Genomic DNA, 21,218 nt, shown 5'->3' with positions numbered 1-21,218 from the left:
ATGGCCGTGGTCATCGCCCTCCTCGCCGCGATGAGCTTCGCCGTCTCGAGCGTGCTGCAGCATCGCGCCGCCGCGCGCGCGCCGGCGGCCACCGGGCTCGGGATCGGGCTCTTGCTGCGCCTGTTCCGACGCCCCGCCTGGCTGCTCGGGTTCCTCGCGGGCGCGGCGGGCATGGGGCTGCAGGCCCTCGCCCTGTCGTCCGGGCCGCTCACCGTCGTCCAGCCCCTCCTGGTCTCCGAGCTGCTGTTCGCCCTGCCGGCCAGCGCGCTCCTCGACGGCCGGCATCCGAGCATCCCGGAGTGGCTCTACGCCCTCGTCGTGGTGGCGGGACTGGCGACGTTCCTGGTCGCCGCGCGCCCGGCGCCCGGCGATCGCCTCGCCGACGCGTGGGCGCTCGCCGCGGCGACCGGGATCGGCATCCTCGTCGCGGCGATCGCCGTCGCGCTCTCGTACGGTCCCCTCGCACACCACCGGGCGGCCCTGCTCGGCCTGGCCGGCGGGGTCACGTTCGGCCTCATGAGCGGGCTGCTCAAGCAGGTGGTCGACCAGTTCACGATCGACCCCCGACGGGTGCTGACAACGTGGCCGGGGTACGCGATGGTCACCCTGGGAGTTCTGGGAACGGCGGTGGTCCAAAGGAGCTTCCAGATGGGGCGCCTGGCCTCGGCCCTTCCTCCCTTGACCATGGCCGAGCCGGTCACGGCGGTGCTCATCGGCGCCGTCGCCTTCAACGAGGCCCTGGAGCCGGCCCCGCCCGCCGTGGCGGCCCAGGTCGCCGGCTTCGCGCTCATGGCCTGGGGGGTGTGGCGCCTGGCCGCCCTGACCGCACGGCCGAGGGACCGCGAGGCCACCGGCCCGAGCGCCCTTGCGAGCCCGCACGATGCAGCACCCCGCCACCCGGAGGGCCCATGCTCATGACGCCTTCGACCCGCCCGCACCCGGCCGGCCGCGACAGGCCCCCCGCCGACGGCGCTCCCGCCGTCCTCATCCTCTCCGGGAGCGTCGGCGCCGGGCACGACGGCGCCGCCCAGGAGCTCGCCCGGCGCTTGCGCGGCCGCGGGGTCGACGTCGACGTGCGCGACTACCTCGAGGCGCTGCCCGGGTGGTACCGCATCCTCCTGCGCGAGGGCTACACCGCCAGCGTCAACCGGGTCCCCGCAGTGTTCCAGTGGCTGTTCGACAACATCGAGCACAACCGCTGGGTCCGCGGCGCCGCAATCCTGTCCTGCCACCTGGGTGACCGGCGCGTGCGGCACTGGGCCGGCGCCCGGCAGTACGGCGCCGTCGTCTCCACCTACCCACTCGCCAGCCAGACCCTGGGCACGCTGCGCGCCCGGGGCCGGCTCGTCGCGCCCGCGGTCACGTACCTGACCGATCCGGCGGCCCACCGCACCTGGGTCCATCGCCACGTGGACCTGCACCTCACGGTCACGCCGGCCACCGCCGAGCAGGGCGAGGCGACCTATGGCATCCCCATGCGCGCGGCCGGGCCGCTGGTGCCGCCGCGCTTCGCCGGGGACCTCGACCCGGTGCGCCGCGCGCGGCTGCGGGCGGCGCTCGGCATCGGGATCGAGCAGCGGGTGGCGCTCCTGGTCTCCGGGTCGCTCGGGCTAGGAGACCTGGAGGGCACCAGCCGCGCCGTTCAGGAGGCCGGCCTGGTGCCGCTGGTGCTGTGCGGGCGCAACGCCGCCCTGCGCCGCCGGCTGTCCGCGCTGCCGGGAGTGCTCGCCTGCGGCTGGCGCGACGACGTCCACGAGCTCATGCACCTGGCCGACGTCCTCGTCCACAACGCCGGCGGCCTCAGCTACACCGAGGCGCTCGTGGCGGGGCTGCCGGCGGTGAGCTATCGCTGCATCGCCGGCCACGGCCGCGCCAACGCCGCCGTTCTCGAGAGGTCCGGCTCAGCCCCGTGGGCCCGCAGCGCGGAGCAGTTCGCCCGCGCACTGAACGAGCAGGCGAGCCGGTGCCGCGCCGGCGCCCGCCACGGCGACCCGGCCGACCAGGTCCTCGGGCTGCTCACCCTCTCGGCGGCCGGCGACCACCTGCTGCCCGCCGCGCGGACTGCCGGCGTCATCGGCCCAGGTCGGTCTCCGGCCCATGGCCGCGCCGCTGGTCGGCTGTTCAGTCCCGGGCGGCGTGAGGACCCGGCGGCGGGGTGAGACAGACGCCGTCGGGCGCCGTGCGCCGGGCTGGACGGCATCGCTCCACCGGCCCGGGCGAGCCTGGTCATTCACTATGAGTTTCGTGACACATCGTTGACCAATGGCTGCCCAGTCGTATGGTGGAAGGCGAGCTAGTGTCCCCAACGGCGGCTGCACGGCTGGGTGCCCGCACCGCCGGACTCGTTCCTCGTCGCCACGGTTCTGCGATGGCCGCGGCGCGCGCCCAACCGGCCCCGCCCGTGGACTTGGTCCCGAGGCGAAGGAGGAGCGAGTGGCGGCTGACCACGACGTGACACCGACCAACGAAGCAACCCGATCCACGATCGACCGCGGTCGGTTCGGCGCCACGGAGCGACGGAAGACCCGGGGCGACGACGACCGGCGGGCGCCGATCTCCAGCGCCGAGCTCAGCAAGGGGCCCACCGAGCTGGCGGAGAACCGCGGGGCGCGGGTCAACTGGCGGGTCTTCATCATCTCGGCCGCCGTGATCGTCGCCTTCTCGCTGTGGGCGATGCTCGCCCCCACCAACGCCGCGAACGTCATGCGCGAGGCCGTCCTGGGCCTCGCGGCGAACCTCGGCTGGGTCTACGTCGTGACCGTCGTGCTGGTGATCCTCTTCGTGATCTGGGTGGCCTTCTCGAAGGAGGGCCGGGTGCGCCTCGGCCCCGACCACTCCCGCCCGCAGTACAAGCTGTTCACCTGGGTCGCGATGCTGTTCGGCGCCGGCGTCGGCATCGACATGCTCTTCTACTCCGTCACCGGGCCGATCGCGCAGTACATGATGCCACCGACGGGCGACCCGCAGTCCGCCCAGGCCGCCCAGGACGCCGTCGTCTGGACGATGTTCCACTACGGCATCTCCGGCTGGTCGATGTACTCCCTGCTGGGCATGGCGATGGGCTACTTCGCCTACCGCTGGGGCATGCCGCTGTCGATCCGCGCGGCCCTGTACCCGCTGCTCGGCAAGCGGGTGCGCGGCGCCGCCGGCGACGCCATCGACATCTTCGCCCTCATCGGCACCATCTTCGGCGTCGCGACCTCCATGGGCATCGGCGTCGTCCTGCTCAACGTCGGCTTCTCCTGGCTGTTCGGCCTGCCCGAGGGCCTGGCCCTGCAGATCGCGCTGGTGCTGGTCGCCGTCGTCATGACCGTCGCCGGTTGCCTGTCGGGGGTGGACAAGGGCATCCGCCTGGTCTCCGAGCTCAACATCTGGATCGCGGCCGCGATGATGCTCTACATCCTCGTCACCGGGAAGACCGCGTTCCTGCTCAACGCCCTGGTCACCAACATCGGCCGGTTCATCGGCACCCTGCCCGAGCGCACCCTGGAGACGTTTGCCTACGAGCCCGGCGGCGCCGACTGGATGGGCGGCTGGACGCTGTTCTTCTGGGCGTTCTGGCTGGCCTGGGGCCCGTTCGTGGGCCTGTTCCTGGCCCGCATCTCCCGTGGGCGCACCCTGCGCGAGTTCGTCGTCGCCGCCATCACCGCCCCGGTGCTGTGCGACTTCATCATCGTGTCGATCTTCGGCAACTCCGCCCTGTCGGTGGTCATGGGCGGGAACACCGAGTTCGCCGAGCTCGCCATCGCCCACCCCGAGCAGGGCTGGTACGCCCTGCTGGAGATGTTCCCCGGCGCGGCGTTCCTCATCGGCCTGGCGACGCTGTCCGGCATGCTGTTCTACCTCACCAGCGCCAACTCCGGCGCCATGGTCATGGCGAACTTCTCCTCCACGATCCCCGACCCGGCGCAGGACGGCGCGAAGTGGCTGCGCATCTTCTGGGCCGTGGTCACCGCGCTGCTCACGATCGCCATGCTGGTCGCCGGCGGCGTGACCACCATGGAGCACGCGACGCTGATCTTCGCCTTCCCGGTGACGATCATCGCCTACCTCGTCATGGCCTCCTTCCTCAAGGTGCTGCGGATGGAGCGGGCCGAGCGCGAGGGCCAGATCATCAGGCGCCGCTCGGCCGCCGCCCACGGCGGCCAGGTGCCGGAGAAGACGTGGAAGCAGCGCATGGCGCAGCTGCGGTCCTACCCGTCCCGGCGGTCCGTCTCGCAGTTCTTGGACCGCACCGTGCAGCCGGCCCTGTCCGCCGTCGCCGCGGAGTTCCGGGAGCAGGGCTACGACGCGACCCTGTCGACCACGCCGAACGCCGAGACCGGCATCGACGAGCACACCCTGGTCGTCAACATGGCCGAGCACCGCGACTTCCACTACCAGGCGGCCGCGGTCGAGGCGCAGGTCCCGCGCATCGGCGGGCGGCCGATGCCCAAGGGCGACGACGTCTACTACAAGGTGGAGGTCTTCACCCAGACGGGCACCGAGGGCTACGACCTCATGGGCCTGACCCAGCAGCAGGTCATCAACGACGTCCTGGACCGCTACGAGGCGCACCTGTCGTTCCTCAGCTACTCCCGCGAGCACGACTACGCCTCGGTGCTGACCCCCGCGGTCGCGGCGACGACCGGCGCCGTCCCGATCGTGCCGACGGACGCGGACGACGTCGAGCGCGTCGCGGACTGACGCCCCGGCCCGCCACCGCCGGCACCCCCGGCGAGGCGGTCCCGGCGGGCCACTCCATGCGGCCCGCCGGCGCAAGGCAGCTTGCGCCGGCGGGCCGCGTGCGTGCGCGATCAGCGCCGGTGCACGTCCCGCGCGGGGACCCATACCCCGCGCAGCGCCGCGCGCGGGTCGTCGACGAGGACGAGGACCAGCGGGGTGGTCCACGCCGTCGCCACCGCCTCGCGCTCCTCGGCGCCGTCCTGGGACCAGTCCAGGCGCACCCGCACCGGCACCGGCTGCGCGGCCCGGGTGAAGCGCTCGGGCACCGCGCGGGCGTTGAGGATCCGCTGGTGGCCCGCCCACCAGGGAGCCACACCGTCTGCACCGCGCGCCACGCCAGTATCGTACATGCGTTCGATCCGGGGCAGCGTGCGGGGCCTGTGCCCCGCCAGCGCGTGACACCGATGCCCGCTCACGCCCGGGCGCGGCGACCTAGGCTGGTCCGGTCGTGCGACGACGATGGGAGGCCATATGTCGTGGGCCCGGGACCCCCTGCAGCGCTTCCAACCGGCCCGTCCGCCCGGTGCGCCCCTCCCTTCGGGGGCGCCCGACCGCGCGGCCGAGAGGACCGCCGAGATCGAGCCCGTGCTCGCCCGGCTCGCCGAGGCCCGGGCGGAGGCCGACCAGGCACGCGCCGAAGCCGGCCGGGAGGCGGCCGCCGTCCGGGCTCGTTCCGCCGAACGCCTGGCCGGCTGCCTCGAACGCGCGCTCGCCTCCACCCGGGCCGCGCTGGAGCAGCCCGGGCGCTGAGCAGATCCCGGGTCACCGGCCTCGGTCGGGTGGTGAGCAACCGCCGGTGATGGCATGGCGCTAGGGCAGCACGTGGCGCAGCGCCGCCTCGAGGGTGGGGTGCCGGAACCGGAACCCGGCCGCCTCGAGCTTGCCGGACGACACCCGCTGGCTCGCATAGGCCAGCTCCGCCGCCCCCTCCTCCCCCACCACCAGCCGCGGGCCGAACCCCGGCACCGGCAGCGCCGCCGGGCGGCGGAGCACGCGGCCCAGGGCGCGGGCGTACTCGCGGCCGGGCACCGGGGCCGGCGCGACGGCGTTGACCGGCCCGCGCAGCCGGTCGTCGAGGGCGGCGTGGGCATAGACGGCGGCGATGTCGTCGATGGAGATCCAGCTCTGCCACTGCCCGGGGTCCAACGGCCCGCCCAGCCCGACGGCGAACAGCGGCAGCAGCCGGGCCAGCGGCCCCTCCGCCGGGGTCTGCACCAGGCCCGTGCGCACGTTGACCACCCGCACCCCGGCCGCCGCCGCCGGCGCGGTCGCGGCCTCCCACGCCCGGCAGACCGCGGCGAGGAAGCCCGGGCCGGACGGGGCGTCCTCGGTCAGCGGCGCCGGGTCGGGGTCGTCCCCGTGCGGGCGCGGCCCGTAGTAGCCGATGCCCGAGGCGCACAGGAACGCCCGCGGCCGGCCGTCGCCGGCCAGCCGGGCGAGCGCCTCGGCCAGCAGGGTGGTGCCGTCGACCCGGCTGCGCCGGATCTCCGCCTTCGCCTCGGCGGTGAACCGGCCGCCGATGGACCGCCCGGCGAGGTTGACGACGACGTCGACGCCGCGCAGCGCCGCGTGGTCGAGGGTGCCGGCGGCGGGGTCCCAGTCGATCTCGTCCGGCGCGGCCGCGCGGCGGCGCACCAGCCGCAGCACCGTGTGCCCGCCGCCGGTGAGCAGCGCGCACAGCTGGCGCCCGATGAGCCCGGAGGCGCCGGCGACCGCGACCGTGCGCGCCGCCCCGGCGTGGGCGGCGTGGAAGGCGAGGTCGGCGTGCAGCTGGGCGGCGCGGTAGGCGAAGATCCGCTCCAGCGCCGGGCGCATGGCCCGTGCCGCGGCGTCGGCGGCCCGGCCGGGCAGCACATTCTCCCCGGGCACCCCGTAGGCGACATGGTCGGTCATCACCGTGCCGCCGTCGGCGGCGTCGGCGAAGCGGTGGGTGTGCACCCAGTGGCCCAGCGGGCCGCGGACCATGGTGTCGCGGAACAGCTGGGGCGGGTGGTAGCGGTCGTGCCGGGCGGTCCAGTCCAGCTCCGGTCTCCGCAGCCGGGCCGGGACGGCGGCGGGCCAGGGCACGGCGTGGGCCAGCGCCTCGAGGCTGGCGCCCAGCAGGCCAGGCGCGGCGATGCCCAGGCGGGCGACGGAGCCGTCGCGGATGCCGTCGGACGGCTCGGCCAGCACGCTGCCCCCGAACGGCGGGCTGAGCCGCACCAGCGCGCCGGGCCGCTCGAACCAGGCGAACACCTGCGCGCGCGGGTGGGGCAGGACGGTCGTGCGCTCGAAGACGGCCATGACGGTCATCGTGGCAGCCGGCGCCGGGACGGACCCGGCGAGCGGGCGGCCAGCCTCGGCGGTCCCGCCCGCGGATGTTGGCACCCCGTTCGTGCCCCGAACCGAGCGCCGCCGGCCGTGACCTCACCGCCACTCGCGCGCGGAACGCCACAACCGGGACAGGTGATGCGGATGTGACAGCGTGTCGGGGTCCGTGGCGTCACTCCCGCCCCGGTTGTGGCGCTCGAGGTCACGTGCCGTCGGCGAACGCCCAGGCGATGGCGACCCTCCAGCGCCGGATGTCCGCGAGCAACCCCGACGGGCGCCGGGCGAGCGGCCTCACCGCTTCTTCGGCGCCTTGGGCGGCAGCGCCGCCACGTACGCGGCGGCCCGCGCCACGAGCGCGCGGGCGTCGGCGTCGTCGGGCACGGTCACGTAGCCGTCCATCGGCCGCGGCCCCGGCCCGAACCCGCGCGCCCCGCCCGCGCGCAGCTCGTCGAGCTCGGCGGCCGAGAGCTTGACGCCGATGTCTGCGCCGAGCAGCGCGGCGAAGATGGTGCCGTCGATGAAGGCGCCGAGGTTGCCGAACATCGGCCTGATCTCGACGCGCGGGTCGTCGGGGATCAGCGAGCGGAACCGCGCCTTGTCCGCCTCGCTCGGCCGCGGCATCTGCATGGCGGCTCCCCCGGTCGACGACGTGTGCGCTCCGATGCTCCCGCGGTCCCGCGCCGGGCGGCAAGGGGCCGGACGCGCCACGGGCCGCGGCGGGCCGCACCGGCCGCCGCGGCCCGCCTCGAACTGCGGGACCCGGTGACCTACTCGGCGAGGAAGACGTACCGCAGGACCAGGAGCAGCGCGACGACGTAGAGGATCGGGTGGACCTTGCGGCCGCGGCCGCTGAACAGCCGGATGGCGCAGTAGCTGATGACGCCCAGGCTCACGCCGTTGGCGATGGAGAAGGTCAGCGGCATGGAGATGATCGCGAGGAACGACGGCACGCCCTCGGCGACCTCGCTCCACTCGATGTGCCGGATGCCGTCCATCATCATCGCGCCGACGAGGATGAGCGCCGGGGCGGTGGCGGCGCCGGGGATGGCGCCGGCCAGCGGCCACAGGAACATCGACAGCGCGAACAGGACGCCGGTGGTCGCCGACGTCAGCCCGGTGCGCCCGCCGTCCTCGATGCCCGAGGCGCTCTCGACGTAGGCGGTAGTGGTCGAGGTGCCCATGAACGCCCCGAACATGGCGGCGAGGCCGTCCATGGAGAAGGTGGTCTTGGCCCGCGGCATGTCCCCGCGCTCGTCGAGGTAGCCGGCGCGCTGGGCCAGGCCGGTGAGGGTGCCGGTGGCGTCGAAGAAGTCGACGAAGAAGAACGTGAAGACCACGCTGAGGATGCCCAGGCCCAGCGCCCCGGCGATGTCGAGCTGGCCGACCAGGTCACTGGGCCACACCGGGGCGGCCACCACGCCGTCGGCGAAGCCCGGGAAGGCCTGGAGGGCGCCGTCGGGCCCGCCGGCGTAGACCTTCGCGCCGGTGACGATGGCGACGACGGAGCTGAGGAGGATGCCCCACAGGATCGCGCCCTTGACCCGCAGCTGGAGCAGCACCGCGGTGACGATCAGCCCGATGATCGCCACCCACGCCGTCGGGTTGGACAGCGACCCGAGGGAGACCATCGTCGCCTCGTTGGCCACCACCAGCCCGGCGCTGCGCAGCCCGAGGAAGGCCAGGAAGCAGCCGATGCCGGCGGTGATGGCGAGCTTGAGGCTCATCGGGATCGCCATGACGATCGCCTTGCGGGCCCCGACCACGCTGAGCACCACGAAAAGCACCCCGGAGATGAACACCGCGCCCAGCGCCGTCTGCCAGGGCACCCCCATGCCGGCGACGACGGTGAAGGAGAAGAAGGCGTTCAGGCCCATGCCCGGCGCCTGCGCGAACGGGTACCGGGCGATCAGCCCCATCACCAGCGAGCCGAAGGCCGCCGCGATCGCGGTCGTCATCAGCAGCTGGACGAACGCGTTGGGCACGTCGATGGCCGCGGAGAGGACCTGGGGGTTGACGAAGAGGATGTAGCTCATCGTCAAGAAGGTGGTGAAGCCGGCCCGCAGCTCGCGCGGGAGGGTGGTGCCCTCGGCGGTGAGGCCGAAGTACCGGTCGAGGAACGCGGGCGCCGTCGCCCGTGGGGTCGGCCGCGGGGGTGCGGTCGTGCTCATGCTGCCTCCAGTGGAAGGGGTGGTGGCACCGGCGCGGACGGTCCGGAGACCGTCCGTCCGGCAACCCAGACGACAGCGATGTCGCTGGGAGTTCCGAGGGTGAAGATCTTGGCCAGGGCGTCGGGGGCGTCGGCGCCGTGGCGCAGGACGACGTCGAGCGTAGTGCCAGGCTGGGGCCTCACCCACACCGCGTCGAACTGCTTGCCCACCGCCAGGTCCCCGACCTGGTCGCTCAGGCCCAGCGCGAGCGCCCCGGCCCGGGTGGCCAGGTGGAGCAGGGCGGCCGGGCCCAGGTCGACCCCGTGCGGGCCGAGCAGGCGCTGGACGAAGTAGGCCTGCAGCCCCTCCTTGAGCAGGCAGAACCCGCTGCCGGCGCCGACGTCGGAGCCCAGCGCCACGCGCACGCCGGCGTCCAGGTGCGCGGCCAGGGGGAACAGCCCGCTGCCGAGGGAGCAGTTGGACGTCGGGCAGTGGGCGACGGCGGCGCCCGTGCCCGCGAGGACCTCGAGCTCGTGGGCGGTGGGGTGGACGTTGTGGGCCAGGACCGAGCGGGCCGTGACCAGGCCGTGCTGGTGGTAAGAGTCGAGGTAGTGCCCGGCGCCGGGAAACAGGCGGCGCACCTCCTCGATCTCGGTGGGGTTCTCGTTGAGGTGGGAGGTGAACCAGACGTCCTCGCGGGCGGCGAGCAGCTCCGCGCAGGCCTCGAGCATGGCGTCGGAGGTGGACAGCGAGAACCGCGGGGTGACGGCGTAGCGCAGCCGCCCCCGGCCGTGCCACTTCTCCAGCAGCGCCCTGCCGTGGGCGAGCGCGGCGTCCGGGGTGGTCAGCAACGGCTCGGGCAGGAAGCGGTCGCCGACGACGAGCCCGGCGGTCATCCGCAGCCCCACCGCCTCGGCGGCGGCGAACACGGCGTCGGTGGCGCCCGGGAAGTGCGAGCCGAAGACCAGGGCCGTCGTCGTGCCGGCGCGCACCAGGCCGTCGACGAACTCGCGGGCCACCGCCCGGGCGTGGGCGGCGTCGGCGAGCCGGGCCTCCTCGGGCAGGGCGCAGCTGGTGAGCCAGTCGAGCAGCGGCATGCCCAGCCCGCCGATGATCCGGACCTGGGGATAGTGCACGTGGGTGTCGACGAAGCCGGGCAGCAGCACGCCCGCGCGCAGGTCGACGACCTCCTCCTCCGGGTGGGCGGCGGCGACGGCGGCGAACGGTCCGCGGGCGGCGACGACGCCGTCGCGCACGAGCAGGCCGGCATCGGCGTCGGCCCGCAGCGCGTCCGGGCCCTCGACGAGCGGGTCGCGGGGGGTGTCCATGACGGCGGCGCGGTAGAGGGTCACGCGGCCGCCCTCGGTGTGCGGGCACCTTTGCGCGCCTGGTCGCACCGGTCCATCCACGCTCCTCGTCGAGCCACCGCGCTCGGGCGCGGGCATGGTTGGGAATCGGTCCTCCCCGGGCCGCCGGTTATCCATGCGAACGACGACCCCGGTGTCGCCAGGGACCATAGTCCCGGCGCCGCAACGTTGGCAATCATTTCGGAAGACCGTTTTCACTTCGTGGCTGCGGCCGGTCGCATTCCTGGTCGATTCCCGGACAATGCTCGCCGCGGCGCCGCGCCGGTTGTGGGCACCCGTTTCATTTCCGGGGCAGACTGTCATGGAATACCCCCGGGTACTGGCATGATTCGCGCTGTGAACCGCCCCGGGGGCGCACCCCCGCACACCATGGCCGCGCCGTCGGCGCCGTCAGCCGAATCCGCCGACCCCGCCGCGCTCGAGGCGGTGCCGTCGACAGGCTCCGACCCCGACGTCCTGCCGTCTACCGGCCGCGCCATGCCCGGCGCCAGCGCCGCGGTGCTCTACGGGCTCGGGATCGACGCCCTCGTGGCGATCATCGAGACGATCGGGTACGGGGTGAGCATCACGGGCGAGAACCAGGGCTGGACCTACCTCAACCCCGCCGGGGCCCGCATCATGGGCCGGCCGTTCGAGCAGCTGCGGGGGGAGAACTACCTGCGCTCCTTCGTCGAGCACGACCGGGCGGCGCTGCTGGCGCTCGGGCAGAAGCAGCGTGAGGGCGACACCGGCTTCTACACCAACACCGTGGTCCGGCCCGACGGCACCGAGCTGGAGATGACCTGGTCGGGCACCGTGATCAGCGTGGGCGGCGCAGAGCTCGCCCCGGCCGTCTTCCACGAGACCACCAGCGTGCGCCAGGCCCAGCGCGAGGCCGCCGAGCTCGGCGCGGCCGCGGCGCGGATGGCCTCGGGCCGCTCGACGGCCGACGTCCTCGACGCCCTGGTCCGCGAGACCGTGGCGGCGACCCGCGCGCTCGGCGCCCTGCTGCTGGTCGAGGACGGGCGCGGGCTGCTGCGTCCGGCCGCCTCCACCGGGCTGCCCGACGACTTCGCCGAGGTCATGGCGGCCTCACCGGCCCGCCTGCAGGACCTGCCGGCCGGGCCGATGCTCGCGCGCGGGCGCGCCGGGTTCCTCTCCGACGACCGCGAGCGGCTGGCCACCGGCGTGCGCACCCGCCCCTGGGTGGACGCCCTCGACGAGCTGAGCTGGCAGGGGACGGCGAAGTTCCCGGTGTGGCGCGACGAGCGGGTGGCCGGCGTGCTGATGATCGTCGTCCCCGACCGGGTCACCGCGCCCAGCGAGGCGGAGCTGGCGTTCTGGTCCTCCATGGCCGAGCACGCCGGCGTGGCGCTGGGCGCAGACCGGATGCGCCACGAGATCTCCTACGCCTCGGCCCGGGTGGAGCGCGAACGCATCGCCCGCGAGCTGCACGACTCGGTCAACCACGCGCTCTTCGCGCTGCAGACGCGGGCCTACCTGGTGCAGCGGGCGCTGGACTCCGGCGACCCGGACAAGGCGCGGCAGGCCGCGCTGGACCTCGAGGAGCTCGCGCGGCAGGCCACGACGGAGATGCGCGAGCTGCTCGTCGAACTGCGCCCGTCGGGCGACGCCGCCCCGCTGGACCTGCGCCAGGCCCTGCGCGAGCTGGCCGAGTCCGTCACGACGCGCGACGGCCTGCCCGTGCGGGTGACCGTGCCCCAGAACGCGCTGCCGGTGCTGCCCCCGGGGACCGGCGAGCACCTGGTGCGCATCGCCGGCGAGGCGCTGCACAACGCCGTCAAGCACGCCTCGGCGACGGCGGCGACCCTCACCCTCACCCTCAGCCCGCGCCGGCTCGAGCTGGCCGTGGTCGACGACGGGCGCGGGTTCGACACCGCGACGGTCCGACCGGGCACCCACGGCCAGCAGACCATGCGCGAGCGGGCCCGGCTGTGCGACGGCGATCTGCGGGTCACGAGCGTCCCGGGCTCGGGCACGTCCGTGGTCGCCGTCCTGCCCCTCACCGGGTAACGCGTCGAGACTGCGCACGGCATGGCGCGCCGAGGCGGCGCACCGCATCACCTCGCGCGCGGCTGACGCGCGCGCCCGCTACCTGTCGATGGTCGACATGTCCGGATACCGCTGCCCCTGCACCGCCTCGGGCGGCACGGCGCCCTCGAGCGCCGCGAGGTCGTCGTCGCTCAGCTCGATGCCGTCCGCGGCGACGTTCTCCTCGAGGTACCTACGGTGCTTGGTGCCGGGGATGGGCACGACGTCGTCGCCCTGGGCCAGCACCCAGGCGAGGGCGAGCTGGCCGGGTGTGACGCCCCTCGTGGCGGCGAGGGCCTTGACCGCGTCGACGAGGGCGAGGTTCGCCCGGAGGGCCTCGCCCTGGAAGCGGGGGTTGTGCCGGCGGAAGTCGTCCGGGGCCAGCTTGTCCGGGTCGGTGATGGTGCCGGTGAGGAAGCCCCGCCCGAGCGGGGCGTAGGGCACCAGCCCGATGCCCAGCTCGCGGATCGTCGGGAGGATCTCCGGCTCGATGTCCCGGGTCCACAGCGAGTACTCGGTCTGCAGCGCCGTGATGGGGTGGGTGGCGTGCGCGCGGCGGATGGTCTCCGCCGACGCCTCCGAGAGCCCGAGGTAGCGGACCTTGCCGGCGCGCACGAGCTCGGCCATCGCCCCGACGGTGTCCTCGATCGGCGTGTTCTTGTCCACCCGGTGCTGGTAGTACAGGTCGACGTGGTCCAGGCCGAGCCGGCGCAGGCTCGCGTCGCAGGCCTGGCGCACGTACTCCGGGCGCCCGTTGACGCCGCGTTTGGTGGGGTCGTCGGGGTCGCGGACGTTGCCGAACTTGGTGGCCAGCACGATCTGCTCGCGGGGCACGCCGGCGGTGGCGATGGCGCGCCCGACGAGCCGCTCGTTCGCGCCGACGCCGTACATGTCGGCCGTGTCGAGCAGCGTGACCCCCAGCTCGAGCGCCCGGTGGATGGTGCCGATCGCCTGATCCTCGTCGGCGGTGCCGTAGAACTCCGACATGCCCATGCAGCCCAGGCCCTGGGCCGAGACCGTCAGGGCGTTGGCGTCGGTGGTGCCGAGCGTGCGCAGTCGCATGAGACTCTCCTCGCCGGTGGGGTCCTGCCATCGTGCGCCCGACGGCGAGCGGGCGCCTACGGGACGAGCCCACCCCGGTCCGCGCGCCGCGTCAGGCGCCGCGCTCCTCCGACGGGGGCGCCGGCCAGGCGGGCACGGTGAACCGGTCGCCGTACATCGACCAGGACACCGGCGGCACGAGGCCCAGGTTGCCCGTGGCGAGCAGCGCGCGGTGCGCGGCGACGCGCCCGTCCGGCTGCAGGTCGCCCCACTCCTTGAGCACCGCGGCGCGCGCGTCCACGACCGCGGCGAGGTAGCGGGCCTCATCGCCCCCGGCGGCGGGCGTCGGACGCGCCGCCCGGGCGGTCCGCAGGATGCCACCGAAGGACTCCCGGTCCTCGCCGGGGCCGTGGTTGACCGAGACGTCGTAGTAGATCGCCAGACCGAGCGCCCCCGCGCCGTCGGCCCGGGCCGCTTCGAGGGCCGGGGCCCAGTAGAGCTGGTCGCGCAGGTCGCGCTGGGCCTGGCGGAAGGCCGGGTCGTTCGCCGCGGCGCGCCAGGCGGGCACGAAACCCGGGTCGAGCAGCCGGTGGGAGAGCTTCGCCCGGCGTGCGTACGGCGCGGCCACGATCGCCGTGAGCGCCTCGAGGTAGGGCGCGAGGGGGTTGCTCGGCGCGCGCCCGGCGTAGCGTCGGACCAGGGCGAGCATGTCGGCCGTGCCCGAGCAGAAGCCGACGAGCCCGCCGGTGTAGCCGCGCCCGTCGTCGATGTCCTCGATGTAGCCGTACGCGGTGGTCCAGTCCAGGGTGGAGTTCTCGGCCGTGGAGGTCATCTCCAGCGCCAGCTCCTTATAGCTGGCGAGCCCCGGGACCCCCGCTGATCCCCGGTCCGGCTCGCCGGCGGGTGATCCCCGCCCCGCCTCCCCGGCCGACGGGTCGCCGGCCACGTGGCCCGGCTCGCGGTCCGGCTCGGCGGGCGCCGGGCCCTGCGCCCGGCCCCCCGCTCGCGCCCGGCGCCACCACCTCACGCCGTCAGCCTCCTACCAGCACCACTTGACAGGGCCGTTCCACATCAGAGCTGACGGACCGTGTACGCGATGGTCTGGACCTGGATCTGCCCGTCCGCGAAGACGAACGTGTCGATGGCGTCCTGGATCCGCCGGCCGCCGCCGGTGGCATTCCACTCCAGGTACAGCACGTCGTCGACGAAGGTGGTGTCCAGCTCCCACTGGGCCCGCGGGACGTCGCCGAGCAGGCGGGTGAAGACCTCCCGGGCGCCGTCCTTGCCCCGGAACACCTCCTTGTGGAGGACGAGGACGGCGTCCTCGGCGTAGTCGGCGACGATGTCCTCGAGGTCCTCGGCCCCCAGCGCCTGGCCGTGGTGGGCGAAGATCTCTTCCGGCGTCCTGGTCATCGTCGACCTCCCTCGGGCTGGACCGGCCGACCGCCTCGGCCTGCTCCCAGTGTGCAGGCACGGAGCCCGCGCCGGCGGAGAACGGTCGCGGTCGTTACCCGCCGAAGGTGGCGCGTGCCTCCAGCGGGATGAGCGGCCTCTCGGCCCGCGCCCGGATCTGCTGCACCGCCCAGCTGTTGCCGTCCGGGTCCTGGAACCCGAAGAACGTCCCACCGTCGCGCTCGTCGAAGGCGGTGATCTCGCTGCACGGCACGCCCCGGTCGACCAGCTCCCGGCGGGCCGCCGCCGCGTCGGCGACCACGAGCTGCAGCCCGTGGAGCGTCCCCGGCGTCATCGCATTCTGCGCCGGCAGGGTGCCGACGACGATCGAGCAGCCCGAGCCGGGCGGGGTGAGCTGCGCGACGGTCATGTGCTCGTTGACGGTGTGGTGGTCGAGCGCAAAGCCGACCTGGTCGCGGTAGAAGGCGATCGCCCGGTCGATGTCACTGACCGGCACGATGACGACCTCGAGGGTCCAATCCATGGGTGACTCCTTTGTCGGTGGTGGGCCTGCTGCCGCGTTCGTTGCGGCGGTGGTCCTTCGGCATGATTGTGGCGGCTGTCCGAACCACAGCGCTTCACTCCTCGAGCTGCCGGGCCATGCCAGTCGTACGGGGTCCAGCCGCCCCCGGTGGCCCCTGTGCCATGATCGACGTCGAGCGCCAACGACGGCGCGCAGTGGAGACACGCCTGACAGACCGCGTCGTCGAGGCGAACGGTGAGGCGCCGAGGATCCGAGCAGGAGTGCCCCTATGCCGAGCGACACGATCAGGTCTCCCGCCTTCGCCACGTCCTCGCCGCCCGGTAGCGAGGTGCTCGTTCTGGTTCGGCGACTCATCGTCACGGCATTTGTCGCAGGGTTTGGCTACTCGATCCTGTCGACAGGAAGCCAGGGATACTGCCCGGGTGGCATGGACGCCGACGGTGGCTTCGTCGACCGGTTCGGCAACCCGACCGACATTGCCCCGTCGTGCATCGCCATGACGCTTCGCCCGAGCCCTGTGGTCTACCTGCTGCTCGCGTTGGTCGTCGTGTGGGCGACCATCAGAGCCGTGCAGCGGGCGAATGATGCGGCAGCCGCCCTCAGAGCGCTCAGCTGGGCCGGCCCCACCGTGATCTTGCTCGCCGTCGGCGCCATCGTGGTGACACAGACCGCGTTCTTCTCGATCCCGCTGGCGAACTGGGACGGCACGAGCGCGCCGCCCGTCCCGGGCTGGTTAGCGGTCGACGTCGTCATCTCACCGATGCAGGGCGTGTAGCCGTCCCGGTGCTCGCCCCCGCTGGGGCCGTTGAGAATCGATCGTCCGCGAAGGTCGCGCGTCCGGGCACAGGGTCCGGAAGCCGCCTGCCGTCGCCTCCACTTGCGAACCATCCATCGGACAGACAAGGTCCGCTGAGACGACCGCACGAGGAGGACCATGTCGACGACGACCACGACCACGACGAAGGAGGATGAGGAGCCCCGGCTCAAGCGGGTCATCGGACCCAAGCTGCTGCTGCTCTTCATCGTCGGCGACATCCTCGGCACCGGTGTCTACGCCCTCACCGGCCAGGTGGCCGCCGAGGTCGGCGGCGCGGCCTGGGCGCCGATCCTGCTGGCGTTCGCCGTCGCCACCATGACGGCGTTCTCCTACCTCGAGCTCGTCACGAAGTACCCGCAGGCGGCCGGCGCCGCCCTGTACACCCACCGGGCCTTCGGCATCCACTTCCTGACGTTCCTCGTCACCTTCGCCGTGCTCAGCTCGGGCATCACCTCGGCGTCCACGGCCTCGAAGTTCCTCGGCGAGAACTTCGTGGTCGCCTTCGGCCTGGACTGGGGTCAGCGCGGGGTGACGGTGGTCGCGGTGACGTTCGTGGTGCTCCTGGCCCTGGTCAACCTGCGCGGGGTGGCCGAGAGCCTCAAGGTCAACGTGGTGCTCACGGTCGTGGAGCTGACCGGGCTGCTCATCGTCGTGCTCATCGGGTTCTGGGCGATGGGGCAGGGCCAGGCGGACTTCAGCCGCGTCGTCGGCTTCGAGACCCCGGAGGACAAGGGGGTCTTCCTCGCCGTGACCTCCGCGACGGCGCTGGCCTTCTTCTCCATGGTCGGCTTCGAGGACTCGGTGAACATGGCCGAGGAGACCAAGGACCCGGTGCGCACCTTCCCGCGGATCATGCTCACCGGGCTCAGCCTCACCGCCGTGGTCTACGTCCTGGTGTCGGTGGCCGCCGTGGCGCTGGTGCCGGTGGGGACGCTGGCCGAGAGCGCCACCCCGCTCCTCGAGGTGGTCCGCGCCGGCGCGCCGGGGCTGCCGATGGACACGATCTACCCGGTCCTGTCCATGTTCGCCGTCGCCAACACCGCCCTCATCAACATGATGATGGCGAGCCGGCTGCTCTACGGCATGGCCCGCCAGGACGTCCTGCCCCGCTCCCTGGGCCTGGTCCTCCCCCGCCGCCGCTCGCCCTGGGCGGCCATCGTGTTCACGACGGCGATCGCGGCCGGTCTGATCGTCGTCGTCACCACCGTCATGGGCGCGGAGACCGTCACGGCCCTGGGCGGGACGACGGCGCTGCTGCTGCTCGCGGTCTTCACCGTCGTCAACGTCGCGGCGATCGTGCTGCGTCGGCGGCCGGTGAACCGGGAGCACTTCCGCGCCCCGAGGGTGCTGCCCTACCTCGGCGCCCTCACCTGCGTCTACCTCGTCGGCCCGTGGGCACAGGACCCGATCGAGTACCGCATCGCCGGGGTGCTGGTGGGGATCGGGGTGGTGCTGTGGGTGTTGACCTGGTTGTGGAACCGGGGCGTGCGGGCGAAGAAGACCTACTTCCGTGACCCGGAGGCCCTCGGGCGCGAGGAGCACTAGAGGGGCGGCCCGCCGGCGTCCGCGTCAGGTGCGACGCTCGGCGGCACGTCTGGCGGCGTGCAGGCGGCGTCGTCGCGGGTCGAGCAGGCGCCCCGCGACGACGGCGATGGCCGCGATGAGGAGCACCGCCCACAGCTGGAAGGTGCCGGTCACCCATCGGTGCAGCTGCATGGCGACGACGGCGAGGGCCGCCACCGCCGCGGCGTAGAGGCCGCGGCGGGCGAGCACCCAGCGGGCGAGCATCCCCCACCGGCGCGCCGGCGGGTCACCGTGCTGCGCCCGTGGGCCCGGTGCGTCCTCCCGCCCGTGCGTCATGATCGACCGCCTCCGTGGTTCCGCGCCGCCGACGACGGCGCCGCAGCCGTCGCCCGCGCTGCCAGCGTGGCACAGCCGGCCACCATGGTCATCAGGACATGGACGCTTGCCCGCCGACGGCGGCAATGACGTGCGCCCTGGACGCGAATTTCGCGGGACCTGGTGCCGTTCGCACGCTTCAATGCCCTCATGCCCCTTCCCGCCGGCCTGACACAACGCCCCCTCGCCCTCGACGACGCCGCCGCCGTCACGGCGATCATGGCCGCCGAGGAGCTGCGCGACACCGGTCAGGTCAGCATCGAGGAGGCGGACCTCCTCGCCGACTGGCAGCGGCCCAGCTTCGACCTCCCCACGGGCACGGTCGGCGTGCTCGACGGCGACCGCCTCGTGGCGTACGCCGAGCTCTCGGGGCCCGACCGGGCGCACGCCGCCGTCGACCCCGCGCACCACGGGCGCGGCATCGGCAGCCACCTCGCCGGGTGGCTCCAGGAGCGGGCGCGGTCGGTGGGCAGCGCGGTCGTCGGCATGCCGGTCCCGCAGGGGTCTCCCGGCGACCGTCTCCTCGAGGCGCTCGGCTTCCACGTCCGGTGGACCTCGTGGGTGCTCGCCATGCCCGACGGCGCCACCATCGCGGCCCCTCCGCTGCCGGCGGGCGTCACGATTCGTGAGGCGACGCCGGCCGAGCACCGCGCGGTGTGGATGGTGGTCGAGGACGCCTTCCTCGAATGGTCGGCGCGCGCGCGGCAGTCGTTCGAGGACTTCGGCGCCCAGGTGCTGCGTCGGCCCGGCTTCGAGGCGTGGAATCTTCGCGTCGCCGCGGCGCCCGACGGCGCGGTCGTCGGCGCCGCGGTCGTGCTCCTCGCCGGCACCACCGGCTTTGTCGACAAGCTCGCGGTCCGGCGCGACCGGCGCGGCCTCGGCCTGGGCCAGGCCCTCCTCGCTGACGCGTTCGCCGCGGCCCGGGGGCACGGCGCGGTCCGTTCCGAGCTCAGCACCGACTCGCGCACCGGCGCGCTCGGGCTGTACCAGCGCGTCGGCATGGACGTGACCTCGGTCTGGGTCAACCGCGCGATCGCGGTCTGAGCCGGAGATCCCGAACGCCCGGGCATGGGAGCGGCCGCGGTCTCCCGGAAAGGCGGACCGAGCCCAGGCGAGGGGCCCACGGACGGCGGACCGAGCCCAGGCGAGGGGCCCACGGACGGCGGACCGAGCCCAGGCGAGGGGCCCACGGACGGTGCGAGGCGTGTCGCGCCCGTGGGCCGGACCAGGCGTGAGCCGGTGTGGCCCCGCCTACCGAGCCGATCGCTTCCGTGCGGGTCAGCGCCAGAAACTGGTGAGCCGCGGGGCAAGGGCTCTGCCCTGGGCGTAGCCGGCTCGAGCGGCGGGCGGACGCAACGCCGGATCCATCGCACTGGCGCCGAACATGTGCTCGGAGTCGCTGTCGGGGAAGATCGTCTCCACTCGGCTGCCGCGTGCGCGTAGTTCGTCGACCTGCCTCGCGAGGTGCATGCCCCACTCCAGCGGCGTGCGCGTTCGGCCGCCGAAGGGGGACAGCACCAGCACCCGTGCGTATCCGGCTGCCAGGTCGGCATTCTCGGCGTTGGACCGGTAGCCGCCGTCGATGTATCGGCGGTCCCCGATCCGGTGGGGAAGGCCACTGGCGCAGCTGGCGGCGACGGCGTCCACCAGGTCGACTCCGCTGTGGCGGTCGAACACGGCCGGTTCACCCGTGTGGGCATCGACCGCGGTGATGAGCGCAGCCCGCTGTGGCCAGAGATGACTGGGCAGCCGCTCTGCGACCGTGGCGCGCCACTGTGTGTGCCAGGAGCCGTCCGACGCCGCATCCATGTCGAGTGCCGCCGCGCCCATCCTGCGGCGCATGTCGGCCGGGTCCTCGGCGGCGGCGATGATCGCGCTCGTTCTCTCCAGGTGGTTCGTCACCGGCCTGGTCGGACCGCGTCCTCGGTCGGATCGAGCCGGGCCGGTCCGATAACGCGGGGCTGCCGCGAGGATGGCGGCAAGCAGCTCGGGCGGGGTGGCGCCGGCTATCTGGGCCGCTGCCGTCGCTCCGGCCGACGTCCCGATGGTCAGGTCGGGTGTGGTCACGTCCAGCCCTGCATCGAACAGGCCGGCGATCACGCCGATGAGCCAGGCGTTGCCGGTCGATCCGCCGCCGCCGAGGACTAACGCTCGCTCGCCCGCGGCGCGCATCCGGCTTGAGGCGTCGACCTGCGGCTGAACCCGGTCGGACAGCGGCCGGTCGGAGGCCGCCGAGGTGAAGCGCGGACGTGAAGACGGTGTGATGTTCAAGGGAGTCGCCTTTCGCGGATTGCCTGTCGGGCGCTCCCGGTGGCGACTACCTCAGTCGCGCGATCGTGAGCTCCGAGGGAGCGCCCACTGTGGATACTGCGTTCATGGGTCTCACCTCCTACCAAGGAATCACGATCTCGGGGATGATCGCACACCGGTGACGTGGCGCGCAATCGGCATCACGCCGGCTCCCGTGGCGCCGCGGAACGCGCCACCAAACGGCTACACCTTCCATTTGAAAATCTCGAAACGCGTTTGGCGGTCGGCCGAAACCGCCGCGCCATCGAATCGACCACCCGGGCCAACAGCGGGGATACGCAGAAAGGCCCCCACGGGTGTGGGGGCCTTTCTGGAATGGGTGTTCGGCGGTGTCCTACTCTCCCACACGGTCTCCCGTGCAGTACCATCGGCGCTGAGGGGCTTAGCTTCCGGGTTCGGAATGGGACCGGGCGTTTCCCCCTCGCTATGACTGCCGTAACTCTATGGAGATATCCGGCCCGACCGAACCCTTCTGGGGCTGGTTGTGGGGCGTATCTCGGGAACCATACAGTGGACGCAAGCAGTCGTTTGATGCTTAGTTTTGTTGTGGCAAGTTGTCGGCCAATTAGTACCGGTCAGCTCCACGCGTTACCGCGCTTCCACGTCCGGCCTATCAACCCAGTGGTCTGCTGGGG

The 21,218-nt window shown here is 73.4% G+C and carries 19 protein-coding genes and 2 rRNA genes; 8 read left to right on the top strand and 13 right to left on the bottom strand.

The features are described from left to right. The 3 genes from GD880_RS18715 to betT all read left to right on the top strand — a co-directional run bounded on the left by GD880_RS18715 (window position 1) and on the right by betT (window position 4,686). Complete coding sequence (locus tag GD880_RS18715) at window positions 1-918, top strand: DMT family transporter (protein ID WP_152233127.1); 918 nt, start codon at window positions 1-3, stop codon at window positions 916-918. Then, a complete protein-coding gene (locus GD880_RS18710; RefSeq protein ID WP_152233126.1) occupies window positions 909-2,159 on the top strand; it encodes an MGDG synthase family glycosyltransferase in 1,251 nt (416 codons plus the stop codon). The genes GD880_RS18715 and GD880_RS18710 overlap by 10 nt, the downstream gene beginning before the upstream one ends. Window positions 2,160-2,451: 292 nt before the next feature. Further along, window positions 2,452-4,686, top strand: coding sequence for a choline BCCT transporter BetT (gene betT / locus GD880_RS18705; RefSeq protein ID WP_452176757.1), 2,235 nt, complete (start codon window positions 2,452-2,454; stop codon window positions 4,684-4,686). Window positions 4,687-4,796: 110 nt separating this feature from the next. On the opposite strand, the gene GD880_RS18700 is transcribed toward betT, so the two are convergent. After that, window positions 4,797-5,060 carry a hypothetical protein gene (locus GD880_RS18700; protein WP_152233124.1) on the bottom strand — a complete coding sequence of 88 codons (264 nt, stop codon included), beginning with the start codon at window positions 5,058-5,060 and terminating at the stop codon, window positions 4,797-4,799. Window positions 5,061-5,196: 136 nt separating this feature from the next. Here GD880_RS18700 and GD880_RS18695 point away from each other — a divergent pair, with 136 nt between their 5' ends. Next, on the top strand, window positions 5,197-5,475 hold the full coding sequence (locus GD880_RS18695; protein WP_152233123.1) for a hypothetical protein: 279 nt from the start codon (window positions 5,197-5,199) through the stop codon (window positions 5,473-5,475). A gap of 60 nt (window positions 5,476-5,535) precedes the next feature. Here the strand turns inward: GD880_RS18695 and GD880_RS18690 are convergent, their stop codons facing one another. The 4 genes from GD880_RS18690 to guaD form a co-directional block, all read right to left on the bottom strand. Further along, the gene (locus GD880_RS18690) at window positions 5,536-7,008 is read right to left on the bottom strand and encodes a TIGR01777 family oxidoreductase (RefSeq protein ID WP_319593278.1); all 1,473 of its coding nucleotides are present in this window, start codon (window positions 7,006-7,008) and stop codon (window positions 5,536-5,538) included. A 318-nt stretch (window positions 7,009-7,326) separates the two neighbouring features. Beyond that, window positions 7,327-7,662 carry a TfoX/Sxy family protein gene (locus GD880_RS18685; RefSeq protein WP_152233121.1) on the bottom strand — a complete coding sequence of 112 codons (336 nt, stop codon included), beginning with the start codon at window positions 7,660-7,662 and terminating at the stop codon, window positions 7,327-7,329. Between the two features lie 140 nt (window positions 7,663-7,802). Next, complete coding sequence (locus GD880_RS18680; protein WP_152233120.1) at window positions 7,803-9,203, bottom strand: NCS2 family permease; 1,401 nt, start codon at window positions 9,201-9,203, stop codon at window positions 7,803-7,805. Next, complete coding sequence (guaD, locus tag GD880_RS18675) at window positions 9,200-10,534, bottom strand: guanine deaminase (RefSeq protein WP_152233119.1); 1,335 nt, start codon at window positions 10,532-10,534, stop codon at window positions 9,200-9,202. The genes GD880_RS18680 and guaD overlap by 4 nt, the downstream gene beginning before the upstream one ends. 351 nt (window positions 10,535-10,885) lie before the next feature. Between guaD and GD880_RS18670 the strand changes: the two genes are divergently transcribed. Next, window positions 10,886-12,562 carry a histidine kinase gene (locus tag GD880_RS18670; RefSeq protein WP_193314601.1) on the top strand — a complete coding sequence of 559 codons (1,677 nt, stop codon included), beginning with the start codon at window positions 10,886-10,888 and terminating at the stop codon, window positions 12,560-12,562. Window positions 12,563-12,640: 78 nt separating this feature from the next. Here the strand turns inward: GD880_RS18670 and GD880_RS18665 are convergent, their stop codons facing one another. From GD880_RS18665 to GD880_RS18650, 4 genes are all read right to left on the bottom strand, one after another. Beyond that, window positions 12,641-13,642 carry an aldo/keto reductase gene (locus tag GD880_RS18665; protein ID WP_152233117.1) on the bottom strand — a complete coding sequence of 334 codons (1,002 nt, stop codon included), beginning with the start codon at window positions 13,640-13,642 and terminating at the stop codon, window positions 12,641-12,643. Between the two features lie 91 nt (window positions 13,643-13,733). Next, window positions 13,734-14,453: a chitosanase gene (locus GD880_RS18660; protein WP_152233116.1), complete on the bottom strand. Its 720-nt coding sequence runs from the start codon at window positions 14,451-14,453 to the stop codon at window positions 13,734-13,736. A gap of 239 nt (window positions 14,454-14,692) precedes the next feature. Beyond that, window positions 14,693-15,034 (bottom strand): nuclear transport factor 2 family protein, encoded by a 342-nt coding sequence (locus tag GD880_RS18655; RefSeq protein ID WP_152233115.1) that lies wholly within the window; start codon window positions 15,032-15,034, stop codon window positions 14,693-14,695. 94 nt (window positions 15,035-15,128) lie between these two features. Further along, entirely contained in the window at window positions 15,129-15,557 is a 429-nt protein-coding gene (locus GD880_RS18650) for a VOC family protein (protein WP_152233114.1), read from the bottom strand. 268 nt (window positions 15,558-15,825) lie between these two features. Between GD880_RS18650 and GD880_RS18645 the strand changes: the two genes are divergently transcribed. Beyond that, window positions 15,826-16,332: a hypothetical protein gene (locus GD880_RS18645; protein ID WP_152233113.1), complete on the top strand. Its 507-nt coding sequence runs from the start codon at window positions 15,826-15,828 to the stop codon at window positions 16,330-16,332. Between the two features lie 159 nt (window positions 16,333-16,491). Next, window positions 16,492-17,919, top strand: a complete 1,428-nt coding sequence (locus tag GD880_RS18640) for an APC family permease (RefSeq protein ID WP_152233112.1) — start codon at window positions 16,492-16,494, stop codon at window positions 17,917-17,919. A gap of 24 nt (window positions 17,920-17,943) precedes the next feature. On the opposite strand, the gene GD880_RS18635 is transcribed toward GD880_RS18640, so the two are convergent. Further along, window positions 17,944-18,234: a hypothetical protein gene (locus GD880_RS18635; protein ID WP_152233111.1), complete on the bottom strand. Its 291-nt coding sequence runs from the start codon at window positions 18,232-18,234 to the stop codon at window positions 17,944-17,946. A gap of 189 nt (window positions 18,235-18,423) precedes the next feature. Here GD880_RS18635 and GD880_RS18630 point away from each other — a divergent pair, with 189 nt between their 5' ends. Next, window positions 18,424-19,317, top strand: a complete 894-nt coding sequence (locus GD880_RS18630) for a GNAT family N-acetyltransferase (protein WP_152233110.1) — start codon at window positions 18,424-18,426, stop codon at window positions 19,315-19,317. 234 nt (window positions 19,318-19,551) lie between these two features. Here the strand turns inward: GD880_RS18630 and GD880_RS18625 are convergent, their stop codons facing one another. From GD880_RS18625 to GD880_RS18615, 3 genes are all read right to left on the bottom strand, one after another. Then, window positions 19,552-20,544, bottom strand: coding sequence for a patatin-like phospholipase family protein (locus GD880_RS18625; protein ID WP_405002765.1), 993 nt, complete (start codon window positions 20,542-20,544; stop codon window positions 19,552-19,554). 360 nt (window positions 20,545-20,904) lie between these two features. Beyond that, window positions 20,905-21,021, bottom strand: a 5S ribosomal RNA gene (gene rrf, locus GD880_RS18620). Between the two features lie 107 nt (window positions 21,022-21,128). Further along, window positions 21,129-21,218: ribosomal RNA gene (locus GD880_RS18615) — 23S ribosomal RNA — on the bottom strand; the annotation flags it as partial.

The organism is Georgenia ruanii, assembly GCF_009193175.1.
GTDB lineage: Bacteria > Actinomycetota > Actinomycetes > Actinomycetales > Actinomycetaceae > Georgenia > Georgenia ruanii.
Note: the sequence above shows the minus strand (reverse complement) of the source record. Positions and strands in the feature narration are given on the sequence as shown.

Coding starts and splice junctions, on each gene's coding strand:
- GD880_RS18715 (WP_152233127.1), top strand. CDS start 1: ATGGCCGTGGTCATCGCCCTCCTCGCCGCGATGAGCTTCGCCGTCTCG.
- GD880_RS18710 (WP_152233126.1), top strand. CDS start 909: ATGCTCATGACGCCTTCGACCCGCCCGCACCCGGCCGGCCGCGACAGG.
- GD880_RS18695 (WP_152233123.1), top strand. CDS start 5,197: ATGTCGTGGGCCCGGGACCCCCTGCAGCGCTTCCAACCGGCCCGTCCG.
- GD880_RS18690 (WP_319593278.1), bottom strand. CDS start 7,008: ATGGCCGTCTTCGAGCGCACGACCGTCCTGCCCCACCCGCGCGCGCAG.
- GD880_RS18685 (WP_152233121.1), bottom strand. CDS start 7,662: ATGCAGATGCCGCGGCCGAGCGAGGCGGACAAGGCGCGGTTCCGCTCG.
- GD880_RS18680 (WP_152233120.1), bottom strand. CDS start 9,203: ATGAGCACGACCGCACCCCCGCGGCCGACCCCACGGGCGACGGCGCCC.
- GD880_RS18665 (WP_152233117.1), bottom strand. CDS start 13,642: ATGCGACTGCGCACGCTCGGCACCACCGACGCCAACGCCCTGACGGTC.
- GD880_RS18660 (WP_152233116.1), bottom strand. CDS start 14,453: ATGACCTCCACGGCCGAGAACTCCACCCTGGACTGGACCACCGCGTAC.
- GD880_RS18655 (WP_152233115.1), bottom strand. CDS start 15,034: ATGACCAGGACGCCGGAAGAGATCTTCGCCCACCACGGCCAGGCGCTG.
- GD880_RS18650 (WP_152233114.1), bottom strand. CDS start 15,557: ATGGATTGGACCCTCGAGGTCGTCATCGTGCCGGTCAGTGACATCGAC.
- GD880_RS18645 (WP_152233113.1), top strand. CDS start 15,826: ATGCCGAGCGACACGATCAGGTCTCCCGCCTTCGCCACGTCCTCGCCG.
- GD880_RS18640 (WP_152233112.1), top strand. CDS start 16,492: ATGTCGACGACGACCACGACCACGACGAAGGAGGATGAGGAGCCCCGG.
- GD880_RS18635 (WP_152233111.1), bottom strand. CDS start 18,234: ATGACGCACGGGCGGGAGGACGCACCGGGCCCACGGGCGCAGCACGGT.
- GD880_RS18630 (WP_152233110.1), top strand. CDS start 18,424: ATGCCCCTTCCCGCCGGCCTGACACAACGCCCCCTCGCCCTCGACGAC.